The organism is Streptomyces sp. NPDC006691 (assembly GCF_042869955.1).
In the GTDB taxonomy this organism is placed as follows: domain Bacteria; phylum Actinomycetota; class Actinomycetes; order Streptomycetales; family Streptomycetaceae; genus Streptomyces.
In genome coordinates this window covers 1-12,561 of the sequence record NZ_JBIAGW010000017.1, presented here as the reverse complement: position 1 = coordinate 12,561, position 12,561 = coordinate 1, and the positions used below count along the sequence as shown (strand labels likewise).

Sequence of the window (12,561 nt, the reverse complement as noted above, 5' to 3'; positions counted from 1 at the left end):
ACAGAGAGGAGGACATGCCTTTTTCTCTCTTCCGGGTACTCCGTCCTGACCCGTGACGTGGATCAGGGCCGCCCCGGACCGTTGCACGGCCCGGCGCGGCTGAAGTGCAGAGGTCGGACAGCGGGCGGACGGACCACGTCCTGGAGGACATCGCTGTAGTACAACGGCAGGTCCTCCGGGCCCCCACTCCCGCAGCCCCCACTCCCACATCCGCTACTGCTCGCGGCCGAACGCGGCGGCTTCGATGGGGAACCGCACCGCGTTGGGTGCGGTCAGCTCCCGGTTGAGCACGTGGAGCGTCGAGGGAGTCAGCTCCCGCCCCAGCTGCGTGGACACGATCCGGAACCCCTCGGAGTCGGCGCTGACGGCGATCGAGCCGAGCGCCAGGTCGGGGCCCCGGGGGCGGGCGGGACCGGGGGTCCCGCCGACGAGCCGTGTATCCAGCCAGGTCGGAACCTGGGCGACGTCGACGTGCCGGTGGTACGACGCCTTGTGGAGGACCTGCACGGGCAGCCGCTCGGTGGACTCGCGCGCGGCACGCACCGTCTCTCGGATCGCCTCGGCCTGTGCGGGCGGGAAGAGATGGGCGAACCGTCCCATCTGGCCGCCGGACGCGGTGGCCGCGTAGACGAGCACCAGGGTGAAGTCGCCCCGGACCATCGAACCGGCCGACTCCGCGGCCACCATCACGACGAGTTCCGGTGACGGCGGCCGCACGGTGCGGGGTGTCCTGTCCCGGTCGGCCAACTCGAATCGACGCAGCCGCTCTTCGTCCAGGACGACCTCGCGCGCCCCGCGGGCCTGGGCCTCGGGCGCGAGCCCCAGCAACAACCGCTGCCGCTCGGGCTTCAGGGGCGTGGGGCCCGCGTCCGGGCGGTGACTCGGCGGCAGCCGGTAGCCGGCCGGCGCGGGCCGAGGCCGATGTCGGGGTCGAGGACCTCCTTGACGGGCACGAGGCGGCCGAGCCCGTATCGCTCCACGAAGTCCTGGTGGTATGCCGGCAACCGGCCCGGCCCCGGGGGTGAGAGGCGCCACGGGGCAGCGCCCGCTCGTTCCAGTTCCTCGGCCACCGCCTGCGAGAGCACGGCGGTGCCCTCCCGGCGCAGGTCCACCTGAACGGCGTCCGCCGGTAGGGCCCCGCGGCCCGCGGCCCGGGCGTCCGGGGCAGGCCCGGACTCTGGGTCCGAGGCCGCACGCTCAAATGCCCTGCGCCAGGCGGAACTTCCCCCCGCCGAGCGGGGTGCGGCGGTAGCCGTCCCGGGACCAACGCAGTCCGGCGACCCATTCGGTGGCAGGTGTGCCGGGCGGGAGCAGCGCCGTCACGTGAGCCAGCGGACGGGAGCGGTGGACGGAGCTCCGTGAGCAGTTCCTCCGCCACGATCAACTGGGCGACGAGGCCGGCCACGGCACCGTCGGGTGCGCCGGGAAGCCGGGCTTCGACTGCCCGGTTCAGGTCGTCGCAGCGGACCGGGCCTGCGGCGGCCTCGACCACGGCGCGTACGACGGGGGTGTGGCGGAGCGTCCGGGACGTGGGACGGTCTCCTGGCGTGCCGTCGGAACCGGAGCCGGCCCGCCTCCGGGTCCGGCGCGACCGGGGCGAACGGGCAGGACCCGCCGGCCCCCGCGCACGCAGCACAGCCCGTTCGCCACCACACGTCGTGCTGCACACGGCACGCTTCGTCCTCGCCGACCGGCCGACGCTGCTCCCTCTACCAGGAGTTCCCGTCCCGACTCCAGCGCGGTGACAGGACGGCGACTTCCGCGGAGTGGGCCGTGCCCCGGGGGTGCAGGCGCAGCTGCACGCCTGCCTCCGTGAGCCTCACTGCGTCGAGCACCCAGTGCAGAGCGAGGCCATCCATCCGCCACCCTCCAGAGACGGTTCGGCATCGCGGCGCGAGCCGGCCGACGGGTGGAGCTGTCGGCGGTTCAACCGGCGAGGATCCGCTCCACTCCCTCGCGATAGCTCGTGACCTGGAATTCGGGAAAGCGGGCCGCGAACTTCGAGCTGTCGAAGATGTTGTCGTCGCCGTAGCGGACGAGCAGTTCGTACATCTCGTCGAGGGTCTTGACGAAGCGGCGCCCGAGGGCAAAGGCGAGCATCGGCAGCACCGTGTAGCCGACCTTGCGGCCGGTGACCTCGCCGGCGATCTCGATGAGCTGGGCGTAGGACTGCCGCTCCGGGTCGACCGGCAGGTGCCACGTCTGGCCGTAGGCATCCGGCGTGTTGCCGAGCAGGGCGAGAGCGCGGCCGGCGTCGGGGGTCCAGATCAGGGACCGCTTGGCATGGGCGTCGACCGGGACGAACGGCCGCTTGCCCGCCTTGATCCGGTCGAACACCAACGAGTTCGTGTAGCTCTTCGTCCGGCCGGGACCGTAGAACTCGGGCGCCCGTCCGATCAGGGCTTCGACCCGTCCGGTCCGCACGGCCTCGATCAGCGTGGTGGCGATCTGTGCGCGGACGCGTCCCTTGCGTCCGCCCGGTGCGAATGCTGTGGTCTCGGTCTGGGGCGTCGATGTTCCGGGATACATGTAGGTGTTGTCGAAGAAGGCGAGCTTCGTGCCGTGTTCGGCGCAGGCGTCGATGACGTTGCGCATCATGACGGGGAACCGTCGCTCCCACAGCTCCGAGTCCAGGGGCAGGCCGACGGTGAGGTAGGCGATGTCGCTGCCCGCGACGGCACGGCTGGTGGCGTTGGCGTCGGTGAGGTCTGCGGCCACGAGCTCGTCGGTGTCGTTCACCCGTGACGGCTTGCGGCTGACGAGCCGGATGTCCTTGGTGTGGTTGCGGTGGAGCTCGTTCACGAGCTCGTCGGCGATCGGTCCGCCGGCGCCGAGAACGGTCTGCATGGGGCCTCCTTGAGATGGGATGGTGCGGGTTTCTACGACAGGCCGGCCATGGGCGGCGTCGTGCCATCACGGATGCGGTCGACCGCCCCGGCCGGGGCACGGACCAGCCGATGTGGTCGTTGGCCGGGCCCTCGGGCACCTGGTCGCCGGTGTGGTGCCAGCGTGTCACCGAGGTGGACGGCAAGAGGCGATGAGCGAGGTCGTCGACTGCCCCGACCGGCTACGACAGCATGTCGTCGCCCAGGCTGATGGTGAGGGCCGGTGCGTGATCGGCTGGTCGAATCGCATCCGCCGGTCGGCCGTTGAGCGCCCTGCGGGCCCATTCCCGAGGGGCTCTGGTCCGTCCGACGTACACTATGTTTACAGTGCTAACAAAGCATAGGAGGGTGAAGTAAGCAATGTCAACATCGGGGAAGGCCGGTTACCACCACGGCGACCTGCGGGCGGCGCTGCTGTCGACCGCGATGGAGATGCTGGAGGGTGGTGAGCCCTTCTCGCTGCGCGCCGTCGCGCGCCAGGCCGGCGTCTCGCAGGCCGCGCCGTATCGCCACTTCAAGGATCGCGACGCCCTGGAGTCCGCGCTGGCCGTCGAGGGTTTCCGGGACCTGCTGGCCGACCTGGGCGGCGGGCGCGACCTGCCGGCCTCACTCCCGGACCTGGCCGAGTTCGCCGTCTCCTACGTCGCTTTCGCGCTGCGGCGCCCGGCTCTGTTCCGCGTGATGTTCGGTAAGCCGTGCGATGACGCCGACGACGAGCGGATCAAGGCCGCCGACGCCCTGCACCAGTTGCTGGCCGACGCGCTCCATCGACTCTTCCCTGCTGCGGACTCCTCGGCCCTGGCCACGGCCGGCTGGGGGCTGGCCCACGGGCTGGCCTGCCTGCACCTCGACGGCAAGCTGCAGGCCGCGTCGGCCGAAGAGGTCGCCGACCGGGTGCGCGGCGCCTTCCTTGCCATCACATCGGTCGGCTCCTGAGGTGTGCCACCCGCCCGTTGTGCACCTCGCGTCCTTCATTGTTGACGGTGCTCACATCCCGTGCGATGCTCGATGTGAGCGCCGGTAACATAGGAGGAGGCAGTCCCTGGCAGCGACCACCAAGCCGACCGACCGCGACCGGACCGTAGAGGTCGATCTCGGAGGGCGTCTCGGCAGCGTCCCTGAAGGCGGCCTCTTGGCCGGTTCCGCAAGGACACCGACCTCGACGAGGTCGAGCGAGACCTGCGGGTCAGCAGCCTCGGCTTCTTCACCGGATTCTGAAGAACCGCGTGGACTGCCGGATCGGGCCCATGCTGACGCCGAACTTGTGCTTCCGCATCTCCACGACCCGGCTCGCGAGGCCCGCGCGACCCAAGATCCGGGCCCACCTGCCCCGGGAACTGGGCCGGCTGGGCATTCCCGGACCTCGGGATCGTCTCCGTGACGGCCTTGCGGTGCGAGGTGTGCGGCAGTGACTTCTACACCGAGGCGCCGCGGTCGGCATCGCCGTGAAGCCGGCCCGGCACGGTGGGCTGGGCCTGCTCGACCTGGTCGCCGGGCTGAAGAACGACTCCCGAAGCATCGACGTCCCCATGGGTGACTCGGGTCGTGGTCGCCCTCACGGCGCCGATGGGCTGCTCAAGTACACCAGACCGACGTCCACCAGCGCCCCCAGGACTTCACCCCGCCCGGCGGCGTCGAGCGCGAGCAGTGGGCGCGGATCCTGACCCCCGCGTTCAAGACGCTGCGTGCCCTGGGCATCCGTTGACAGTCCACCGGCTACGACGTCCCGTCACATCGTGATCCCGGTCCGCATGAAGGAAGATCAGCCATGACCAAGCGCGTGCTCAACGTCGTCACCAACGTCGGCCACTACGACGACCCCTCCCACACCACTGGCCTGTGGCTCTCCGAGCTCACGCATGCCTGGCGCGTCTTCGAGGAGCACGGCTACGAGCAGACTCTCGTCAGTCCGGCCGGCGGCGCGGTGCCCCTGGAGCCGCGCGCCCTGAAGTTCCCGAACTATGACAGGACCGCCAAGGCATGGCGCGCCGACCCCGAGAATATGGCGCTGCTGTAGAACACGGCGAGCCCGCTCCAGATCGACGCATCCGCGTACGACGCCATCTATTTCACCGGCGGACACGCGGTGATGTACGACTTCCCCGACAGCGAGGGCCTGCAGCGCATCACCCGCGAGATCTGCGAGCGCGGTGGCGTCGTCTCCTCGGTCTGCCATGGCTACTGCGGCCTGCTCAACACCCGGCTCTCCGACGACTCCTATCTCATCGCCGGCCGCAGGATGACGGGATTCGCCTGGACCGAGGAGGTTCTCGCCCGCGTCGACAAGCTCGTCCCGTACAACGCTGAGGAGAAGGCCAAAGAGCGCGGCGCGCTCTACGTGAAGGCGACACTGCCGTTCGTCCCCTACGTTGTGACCGATGGCAACCTCGTCACCGGCCAGAATCCACGATCGGCCAAGGCCACCGCGAAGAAGGTCGTCGAAGCCATCGAGGGCAACGCGTCGATGGAGTGAGGCCGAGTCGAGACGCAGTCCTTCCGTGGCGGAGGGACACCAGATCCTTATGCGGGCCACCGAACTCGCCCGCAGCCAGGCCGCGTCCGGGTTGGCGATGATGCGCGACATCGCCCTGAAAACGGGTGGCCACCGGTGATCTACTCCCGCGCGGACGGCTACCAATTCACCGCCGACCCCAACGAACTGGAGACCTACGAGACGGCCCGGGTGCATGTGCTGCTCACCGAAGTCCGTCGCCTTATCACGGGGACCATCGCCCCGCATGCCGCCTTGGATCCGGGCGACAAGCGGATACGCCGCATCGTCGCCCAGCTCAACTCCGTCGAGTCCACCCTCGACCTGATCGCCTGAACCGAGGGAGGCGGACCTCATGCACCAGCGCCGGTATCCCTCGGACACCACCGATCTCGAATGGCGGCTCATCGAGCCGCTGTTGCCGGTGCCGGCCTGCCAAACCCCGCGTGGCGGCCGCCCGGAGACCCATCCGCGGCGCGAGATCGTCGACGCCCTGCGCTACCCACACCCATCCGCATCCGGATGCAGCCACCGACGATCCGACTCGCCCTCGCTGCCTTGCGCTGATCGCGGACAGGAATGTCCATCGCAATGGCACTTGGGCTGTCACAGGAGGAACCGCTCCGGGCGGAAGTCCGCGAGCATCTCATCTCTCTTACCGCTGAGGATCTCCGAAGCGAGCAGTCGGCCGATTACCGGCCCGAGCGTGATGCCGCTGTGGGAAACGGCTTCGTAGTAGCCCGGCACAGATGGCACCGCTCCCACCGAGGGGAATCCGTCGACTGGGATGGGCCGGTTGGCTACTCGTGTCTCTGCGATGTGGGAGGTGCCGAGCTCGGGGACGACGTGCCGCGCCAGTTCGTGCAGACGCCGTGCCAGTTCCGCCGGATCTTCTCCGGTATCGATAAGGGCGTCGACCTCGCGGCTGTGGAGGACCACCGACGCGTCTCCGTCAGGGCGGATCTCGATGTGAGGGGCGTGCATGGCCCGATGCACCGGGACCTGAGCGCAGCCGAGCCGGGTGAGGACGCCGGGTTCTTGGCGCATCGGCAAGTGCCTGGCAACGAGCCCGGCGACGTGGGAGGCGCTGGGGCCTGCCGCGTTCACGACGGCGTTGACGTCGAGTCGGCTCCCATCGGACAGCACAAGTGTCTGGATGCTCCCATCGGCACCGGCTCCGATGTCACAGACCGGGGTGCCGCACCGGAGCTCGGCGCCGGATGCGACAGCCTGGCCGACCAGGTGGCGGACGAGATGACGTCCGTGCACCCAGGCTTCGTCGGGGTAGAAGACGACTGGAACGTCGCCGGGCACCGTGAGAGCAGGTTCGAGGAGGCGGCGTACCTCGGCCCCCGTGTACACCTCGGCCTGGTAGTCCCAGCTGGCCAGCAGGTCGGCCGTCTTCAGTAGCTTCGCTTCATCCGCTGGATTGTCTGCCCAGCGCAGATGGCCGCTGGGATGCCACCATGAGCCTGGCCCGATGGTTCGGGCGAGCTCACGATAGGTTGCCATGCCCGCGACGTTCAGGTCGAAGTAGGACTTGCGTGCGGTCTTGTTGCTGGCGTTGGCCCATGAGAATGACCAGTTGGTAACGCCCTCACCCGGCTGTCCAGCGTCAATGAAGGCCACCTTGACGCCGTGCCGGGAGAGGTTCCAGCCCACGCTCGCCCCGAGGACGCCCACTCCGATGACAGCAACAAGTTCAGGCAGCTTTGCGGACCCGATTCTCACCACCGCCCCCCTTCCCAGATTACGGGTGAACTTTCGTTTCTAGCATCTAAGACCGCACTACAGCCCACCAGTTGCGGAAGGTCGCACATCACCGGTTATGGCACGGCTTCTGACCTGGTGACGCGCGGTGTCGTCCCGCATGGCCTTGAACGCCACCGAAGGCCACCGCAGCAAATCGGTCGCCACCTGCGTGGCGAGGTGCATCCAGATGCGGCTGTACCCGCGGACGACCTGTGGAAGTGCCAGGATGCCTTCAGCACTACTCAGGACGATCTAGGTATGCACGCCCAGGCCAAGTGCGGCATTTGCTGCCTAGCATCCTGAGCATGAGTTTCGTTGAGCGAATGGCCGGATCGAATGACGAGACGGAGGCGCGGCAGCCGGTGCAGCGGGGTACGACGTCGCTCGTACTAGGTACAGTCGCCGTCGCGTTGATGGCCTGTCCTTGGCTTCCTTCCTCACTCCCGCCATGGGTCCGCTTTCCTCCCGTGTACTTCATCGTTCCTGCGGGGATTGCGGCGGTCGTCTCAGGCATCGCCGCTCTGCGCAGGATGCGGGACCGGGAGGGAACCGATCGTTTCCGGGCCCGGGCGGGTGTCGCGCTCGGCACCACGGCCATCGTGATTCCGCTGGCCGTGATCGTCTGGGCGATCTGGGCACTGGGCCAGGCCTATCAGTAGGGGGAGGCTTGAGGTTCAGAGATGGCTCTATGGGGGCGGCCACCGGTACGTCGTCCTCGTGGAGAAATCCATCCTGCGCTGCCGCACCGCCGATCCCGCGGCGGTGGCGCGGGACCCAGCCCCTGGTCCTCGACGGGGAGCATGGGACCGGCCTGATCGGCGCTCATGAACCGGCCATCGTCGACGCGGCCTTCGAACGCGGTGAACGACACGTCGGCATCGCCGTCATCGGGCTCGGCCTCCACCACCCCGATCCCGGGACCATCCTGCCCCGCGTCGCTCAGGCGCTCCGCGCCACCGACCCCACGCGGCAACATCAAGGCACTGTGGCGCTTGCGCACGTCGCGCGACTGCACCGCACCGTCGACCGGGAATGCCTTGCCCTGCTGCGCACCCAGCCACGCGGCAACGAAGCCGACGACGATCTGTGGGACTTCGTCCCACGCCGCGATCTGCCCTGGTGGCTCTGGCGCCACCAACTCCCAGGACAGGCCAAGTGGTTTCTCTTCGAACGCTGGCGCCAGTGAAGGTGCCCAGACAGGTAGCTACTCGGCGGGAAACCATCACCCACATCGTGGGGATCGCAGCGCCAACTCCCGACAGACTCCCGAACTTCCGACAGACCTGCTGATCAGCGACTTTCATGCTGCGCCGTGCCGGTATCGCGGATTGAGGCTCGCGGGGCACCGACGGAAACCCTCGGCGCCCCGGCCCAGGTTCACAGTTCGCCGGGGGAGTGGCCCAAGGCCCCAGGGCCAGCACGGTGATCGGAAGCACGGGCACGCCCTCGGGCAGGCCGGAGGCCGCACGCCGGCTGTCCTGCGAGTTGGGTGAGGGGGAATCGATCCTGAGGCCGTGACCGTGTGGCAATTCGCCGCCCGCGCGTCAGCGGGGGATCGGAACGCCTCCAGGTGCGCTCAGTGGTCTCGGGCTGACCCATCCACCGCACAACGCGTCGAAGCGCCGAAGCCGGGCCTGTGTACCCGGCGTTGATCAGTGCGGGTGATGTGGCCTGTGTCGGTGTCTGCACGACCGGGCTCGATACCGCGGCGGGCCCTGGGCAGCGGCGGCCGGTAGGTGGCGGCAGCCGTTGCAGATGGCCGGGTCCGTGCAGGGCAGATCGTCTGCTTTCCGTAGCTGAGCTGGCGGCTTGCTACGGCATAGATGCGCCGTACCCCGACAGCACAGCCCGTCCCCGGCTCGAAGCCGAGGACGGGTCCCTTTTCCTGGGTGGGCTCCACGTTCGGACTGATGCCCTGTGTCGGCTAGTGCTGGGGGTTGAGGACGTTGCCGTGGGTGCAGTGGCCGGTGGTGTTGCCGTTCCAGGCTCCGCCGACGGGAACGACGGCGAGCTCCTGGTGACACACCGCGTCGGCGGTGAAGTTCCAGTTGTTGGCGGCGTTGACACCGCCACCGAAGTTGTCACCGTTGTCGGCCTGGGCGGGGGAGGCGAGGGCGAGGCCCGCGACGGCGAGCGCAGCCACAGAGATGATCTTCTTCATGCCTGGGGAACGATGGTCGTGTGCAAGGGATACGGGCGCGTCACCCGGGTGTCGGAACGGATGAGGCGGGGCCGGATTACGGCGGCTGCCTGAAGCCTGGCCACGGTCTGTGTCCTAACGTCTGCTGCGCGTCTGTTGCGGTCTTTGCTGCACCAGCTGTTGCGCTACCTGGTGCACCCGGGCTGTTCCGGTCAGCGTATCCGCTGGTGAGACACATGGCGGAGCGTGGAGGAGGGGCAGCCATCTCCCCATGCAGACTCCCCGCGCCCGATGACCACGTACCCGATGACCACATAAAGGAGAAGGTGGCGGGAACGAGGCTGGTGATGCGCCTGGACGGCCCGTTTTCCTCGCCCGGGTGTCCATGGGCGAGGTGGGTCAGAGTTGGAGGTGGCGCAGGGCGTTGATCACGGCGGCGATGGCCGGCTCGTCGGCGCGTTCGCGGTGGTGGGCTGCCATGAGGTCAACGTGCCACTCGGGCATGTCGCTCACGTCGAGTTCGACCAGGTTGCGGGTGGCCAGGTCGCGTACGACGGTGGCGCGAGTGAGGACGGCGATGGCCTGCCCGGAGCGCGCGAGATCTGCTGCGGTTTCGGCGGAGCTGATGCGGTAGAGCTGATGCGCGCGGGTGGGCGCGTCGAGAAGCTGTTCGTGGAAGAGGTCCGCACCGCTGCCCCAGAGGTTCACGGCGAGGGGGTGACCGCTCAGCCGGGCGGTGTCGCAGCGGCGTGCCGCGAGCGGGTGGTCCGGGTGGCAGACCGCGATGACCGGCTCACTGCGGAACTTGTGCAGCCGTACCTCGGGAGCGTGCGGCAGCGGCAGCGTGATGGCGATGTCCGTCGTGCCTGCGGCCACTCGTCGCAGGGCGCTGGGGCTGTGCTGGTCATCGACGACGACGGCGTACTTGAGTGGTTGGAGGGCGCCGACGACGAAGGGAACGGCCAGAGGCGCGTAGGTGGCGTGGGTGGTCAGGTGCAGGGTGCCCTGGGTGTCGTCCTCCCGGGCGATGTCCAGGGCCCGGTCCGCCATGTTCAGGCACCGCTGTGCGTGGGGCAGCAGCCGTTCTCCTGCGGGGGTCAGCGACACCCCTCGGCTCGACCGGTCGAGCAGCGGCCGGCCGATGAGCCGTTCCAGCCGGCGCAGACGTTCGCTGACGGACGGCTGCGCGACGCGCAGCTCGCGTGCTGCGGCGGAAAGCGAGCCGGCGGAGGCCGCGGTCACGAAGACACGCAGGTCTGCGAGTTCCAGAGCCATAGGCGCAGCCTATCGCTAGCCGCTTTGAATCATGGGGTTCCTTGGGGCCGGTGGCGTCCATAGCGTGCGGGTATGACGTCCCCACTTGGTCTGAGGAGCCTCTCCGTGTACGAGTTCCACCAGACGGCTGTCGATCTCGCCCCGGCAACCGCGCATGATCTGCCCGGGATCGTCGCCATCCAGAATCACACAGCCGCGACCTCACACGCCCGATTCGCCACCAGGCCGTTGGGTATGGAGGAGCGGCGCGAGTGGTTCGCGCAGTTCTCGGAGTCGGGCCTGTACCGGATGCTTGTCGCCCGCCGAGGTAGCCAGGTTCTCGGTTATGCGTGCAGCCAGATTTACCGCGATCAGGAAGCTTTCCGAGAAACGGTCGAGGTGAGCATCGGGCTGGCTACGGGCAGCAGAGGACAGGGACTGGGAACCTCGCTGTACCGAGCGCTCTTCGGCCTCCTGGCCGACGAACCGATACATGCCGTGCTCGCAGGCATCGCCCTGCCGAACGACGCCTCGGTGGCTCTGCATCGCCGGTTCGGCTTCTCTGACGTGGGGACCTTTTGCGAGTACGCCGTGAAGAACGGCCAGTACATCAGCTCGTTGTGGATGCAACGGTTGCAGTCTGACCTGCTCTGAGAGGGGCGAGCGGGGTGACGCCGGCAACCTCCGGGCGTTGGCGCCCGCCTTCGACCATGGCCGCATCTTGTCCGGCGGAACAGCAGGAACTGCCTGATGTCGTCCTGCTATTCACTGCGGGACCCCGTGATCGGGGAGACAGGAGCTGGTGGTTCGTGTGGGCCGAGCCGGTGGTCGAGGGCGGCGCCGACATCGGGGCAGTTCGTGCGGATGACGTCGAGGAAGGCGTTCAGTGCCGGGGAGCGGTCGCGGGCATGGAAGGACAGGACCAGGTCGGGCAGAGGCGTGCGCGGGGTCACTTCACAGAACCATGTGCCCTGTCGTGGGGCCGCCAGCATGCGGGAGGGGCCCAGGCCGACGCCCACCCCGCAGGCGGCGAGGCCGATGATGGTGTGGATGTCCCTGGCGACGGTCGCGCCGGTGAGGGCCGGGCAGTCTTTGCCCAGGAGGGTGCGCAGCCCGGTGACGATGTCGGGCTCGTCGTCGGCGGACGCGACGATCAGGGGCTGGTGCCGCAGCTGGTCCACGTCCACCGACGACCGGCCCGCATACGGGTGCGTGCTGCTCACGACCGCGATCAGGTGGTCGTGCCCGATCGGCACCGATACCAGCCGTTCGGCCCCGACGCCTCGTGGCCGGCCCAGGCCGATCGTCACGTCCAGTTCGCCGGCGAGGAGCGCGGCCGTGCTGGGGCTGGTCGCCATCTCGTGCAGTTCCAGCCGCACGTCGGGCCGTTCGCGGCCGAACCGGCCGAGGACGTCCGGCAGGGGTTCGAGCAGCGCCGAGGCGATGAAACCCAGGCGCAGTCGGCCCGTCTCGCCGCGTGCCGCCCGGGCCGCGTCGATCGAGGCCGCCGCGATTTCGTCGAGTGCCGTGCGTGCCCGGGAGAGGAAGGCCGCGCCCGCAGCCGTGGGAAACACTCCCTGGCGGGTGCGATCGAACAAGCGGGCCCCCACCTCGCGTTCGAGGTCGGCGATCTGCTTCGACAGCGGAGGCTGCGCGATGCCCAGTGCACCAGCCGCCCGGCCGAAGTGTCCGTGCTCGGCGAGAGCCACTGCGTACCTCAGGTGCCGCGCCTCCACGTCAGCCTCCCGCCCATATCGCCCAGGTATCGTCAGCCAGTGTGTCAGATCTTTCACTGGATGACCGGGGTGGGGCCGCGGTGGAATGCGGTCATGACTGATTCCTCCTCCCCAGGCACCGTCTTCGTCTTCGTGCACGGGGCCTGGCACAGCTCCGGTCAGTGGGCGGCGACGCAGCGCGCACTGGCCGGACTCGGCGCCGCGAGCACGGCCGTCGACCTGCCGGGACACGGCTTCGACGCGCCCTTGCCCAGCGGATACCTCCAGCCGGGCCAGCCGGGCCTGCTGACCGAGAAGTCCGCG

At 68.9% G+C, this 12,561-nt stretch carries 16 protein-coding genes and 3 pseudogenes; 9 read left to right on the top strand and 10 right to left on the bottom strand.

Annotated elements, in window-relative coordinates:
* Positions 1-213 precede the first annotated feature (213 nt).
* The 5 genes and pseudogenes from ACFYNP_RS29340 to ACFYNP_RS29320 all read right to left on the bottom strand — a co-directional run bounded on the left by ACFYNP_RS29340 (position 214) and on the right by ACFYNP_RS29320 (position 2,847).
* The gene (locus tag ACFYNP_RS29340) at positions 214-852 is read right to left on the bottom strand and encodes a lantibiotic dehydratase (protein WP_388789797.1); all 639 of its coding nucleotides are present in this window, start codon (positions 850-852) and stop codon (positions 214-216) included.
* Positions 849-1,115: pseudogene (locus ACFYNP_RS29335) on the bottom strand (lantibiotic dehydratase); the annotation flags it as partial. The pseudogene ACFYNP_RS29335 and the gene ACFYNP_RS29340, both read right to left, overlap by 4 nt.
* 82 nt (positions 1,116-1,197) lie before the next feature.
* Positions 1,198-1,323 (bottom strand): hypothetical protein, encoded by a 126-nt coding sequence (locus tag ACFYNP_RS29330; RefSeq protein ID WP_388789580.1) that lies wholly within the window; start codon positions 1,321-1,323, stop codon positions 1,198-1,200.
* A gap of 28 nt (positions 1,324-1,351) precedes the next feature.
* Positions 1,352-1,636, bottom strand: a pseudogene (locus ACFYNP_RS29325) (lantibiotic dehydratase); the annotation flags it as partial.
* A 290-nt stretch (positions 1,637-1,926) separates the two neighbouring features.
* Positions 1,927-2,847 carry an NAD-dependent epimerase/dehydratase family protein gene (locus ACFYNP_RS29320; RefSeq protein ID WP_388418436.1) on the bottom strand — a complete coding sequence of 307 codons (921 nt, stop codon included), beginning with the start codon at positions 2,845-2,847 and terminating at the stop codon, positions 1,927-1,929.
* A gap of 398 nt (positions 2,848-3,245) precedes the next feature.
* On the opposite strand from ACFYNP_RS29320, the gene ACFYNP_RS29315 reads away from it, so the two are divergent.
* The 5 genes and pseudogenes from ACFYNP_RS29315 to ACFYNP_RS29295 all read left to right on the top strand — a co-directional run.
* Positions 3,246-3,821 (top strand): TetR/AcrR family transcriptional regulator, encoded by a 576-nt coding sequence (locus ACFYNP_RS29315; RefSeq protein WP_388789576.1) that lies wholly within the window; start codon positions 3,246-3,248, stop codon positions 3,819-3,821.
* Between the two features lie 832 nt (positions 3,822-4,653).
* The gene (locus ACFYNP_RS29310) at positions 4,654-4,902 is read left to right on the top strand and encodes a hypothetical protein (protein ID WP_388789573.1); all 249 of its coding nucleotides are present in this window, start codon (positions 4,654-4,656) and stop codon (positions 4,900-4,902) included.
* 72 nt (positions 4,903-4,974) lie between these two features.
* Positions 4,975-5,358, top strand: coding sequence for a type 1 glutamine amidotransferase domain-containing protein (locus ACFYNP_RS29305; RefSeq protein ID WP_388789570.1), 384 nt, complete (start codon positions 4,975-4,977; stop codon positions 5,356-5,358).
* A gap of 135 nt (positions 5,359-5,493) precedes the next feature.
* Positions 5,494-5,712 (top strand): hypothetical protein, encoded by a 219-nt coding sequence (locus tag ACFYNP_RS29300; protein ID WP_388789567.1) that lies wholly within the window; start codon positions 5,494-5,496, stop codon positions 5,710-5,712.
* Positions 5,713-5,731: 19 nt separating this feature from the next.
* Positions 5,732-5,878: pseudogene (locus tag ACFYNP_RS29295) on the top strand (transposase); the annotation flags it as partial.
* Positions 5,879-5,982: 104 nt separating this feature from the next.
* On the opposite strand, the gene ACFYNP_RS29290 reads toward ACFYNP_RS29295, so the two are convergent.
* Together ACFYNP_RS29290 and ACFYNP_RS29285 are read right to left on the bottom strand one after the other, a co-directional pair.
* Positions 5,983-7,107, bottom strand: a complete 1,125-nt coding sequence (locus ACFYNP_RS29290; RefSeq protein ID WP_388789564.1) for an NAD(P)/FAD-dependent oxidoreductase — start codon at positions 7,105-7,107, stop codon at positions 5,983-5,985.
* Between the two features lie 57 nt (positions 7,108-7,164).
* Complete coding sequence (locus ACFYNP_RS29285) at positions 7,165-7,311, bottom strand: DUF6192 family protein (protein WP_388789561.1); 147 nt, start codon at positions 7,309-7,311, stop codon at positions 7,165-7,167.
* Between the two features lie 122 nt (positions 7,312-7,433).
* Between ACFYNP_RS29285 and ACFYNP_RS29280 the strand changes: the two genes are divergently transcribed.
* Both ACFYNP_RS29280 and ACFYNP_RS29275 read left to right on the top strand, forming a co-directional pair.
* Positions 7,434-7,787 (top strand): hypothetical protein, encoded by a 354-nt coding sequence (locus tag ACFYNP_RS29280; RefSeq protein WP_388789558.1) that lies wholly within the window; start codon positions 7,434-7,436, stop codon positions 7,785-7,787.
* 29 nt (positions 7,788-7,816) lie between these two features.
* Positions 7,817-8,314: a hypothetical protein gene (locus ACFYNP_RS29275; protein WP_388789555.1), complete on the top strand. Its 498-nt coding sequence runs from the start codon at positions 7,817-7,819 to the stop codon at positions 8,312-8,314.
* A gap of 738 nt (positions 8,315-9,052) precedes the next feature.
* On the opposite strand, the gene ACFYNP_RS29270 is transcribed toward ACFYNP_RS29275, so the two are convergent.
* Together ACFYNP_RS29270 and ACFYNP_RS29265 are read right to left on the bottom strand one after the other, a co-directional pair.
* Positions 9,053-9,289, bottom strand: a complete 237-nt coding sequence (locus ACFYNP_RS29270; protein ID WP_388789552.1) for a hypothetical protein — start codon at positions 9,287-9,289, stop codon at positions 9,053-9,055.
* A gap of 378 nt (positions 9,290-9,667) precedes the next feature.
* On the bottom strand, positions 9,668-10,543 hold the full coding sequence (locus ACFYNP_RS29265) for a LysR family transcriptional regulator (RefSeq protein WP_388789549.1): 876 nt from the start codon (positions 10,541-10,543) through the stop codon (positions 9,668-9,670).
* A gap of 105 nt (positions 10,544-10,648) precedes the next feature.
* Here ACFYNP_RS29265 and ACFYNP_RS29260 point away from each other — a divergent pair, with 105 nt between their 5' ends.
* Positions 10,649-11,176, top strand: a complete 528-nt coding sequence (locus ACFYNP_RS29260) for a GNAT family N-acetyltransferase (protein WP_388789546.1) — start codon at positions 10,649-10,651, stop codon at positions 11,174-11,176.
* A gap of 107 nt (positions 11,177-11,283) precedes the next feature.
* On the opposite strand, the gene ACFYNP_RS29255 is transcribed toward ACFYNP_RS29260, so the two are convergent.
* Positions 11,284-12,258, bottom strand: a complete 975-nt coding sequence (locus ACFYNP_RS29255) for a LysR family transcriptional regulator (RefSeq protein ID WP_388418475.1) — start codon at positions 12,256-12,258, stop codon at positions 11,284-11,286.
* Between the two features lie 93 nt (positions 12,259-12,351).
* On the opposite strand from ACFYNP_RS29255, the gene ACFYNP_RS29250 reads away from it, so the two are divergent.
* Positions 12,352-12,561, top strand: a 210-nt coding sequence (locus ACFYNP_RS29250) for an alpha/beta fold hydrolase (protein WP_388789543.1), incomplete at its 3' end; no start/stop codon positions are given.

Bases quoted from the DNA above. Each gene is read 5' to 3' on its own strand.
- ACFYNP_RS29320 (WP_388418436.1), bottom strand. From the start codon at position 2,847: ATGCAGACCGTTCTCGGCGCCGGCGGACCGATCGCCGACGAGCTCGTG.
- ACFYNP_RS29315 (WP_388789576.1), top strand. From the start codon at position 3,246: ATGTCAACATCGGGGAAGGCCGGTTACCACCACGGCGACCTGCGGGCG.
- ACFYNP_RS29310 (WP_388789573.1), top strand. From the start codon at position 4,654: ATGACCAAGCGCGTGCTCAACGTCGTCACCAACGTCGGCCACTACGAC.
- ACFYNP_RS29305 (WP_388789570.1), top strand. From the start codon at position 4,975: ATGTACGACTTCCCCGACAGCGAGGGCCTGCAGCGCATCACCCGCGAG.
- ACFYNP_RS29285 (WP_388789561.1), bottom strand. From the start codon at position 7,311: ATGCACCTCGCCACGCAGGTGGCGACCGATTTGCTGCGGTGGCCTTCG.
- ACFYNP_RS29280 (WP_388789558.1), top strand. From the start codon at position 7,434: ATGAGTTTCGTTGAGCGAATGGCCGGATCGAATGACGAGACGGAGGCG.
- ACFYNP_RS29275 (WP_388789555.1), top strand. From the start codon at position 7,817: ATGGGGGCGGCCACCGGTACGTCGTCCTCGTGGAGAAATCCATCCTGC.
- ACFYNP_RS29270 (WP_388789552.1), bottom strand. From the start codon at position 9,289: ATGAAGAAGATCATCTCTGTGGCTGCGCTCGCCGTCGCGGGCCTCGCC.
- ACFYNP_RS29265 (WP_388789549.1), bottom strand. From the start codon at position 10,543: ATGGCTCTGGAACTCGCAGACCTGCGTGTCTTCGTGACCGCGGCCTCC.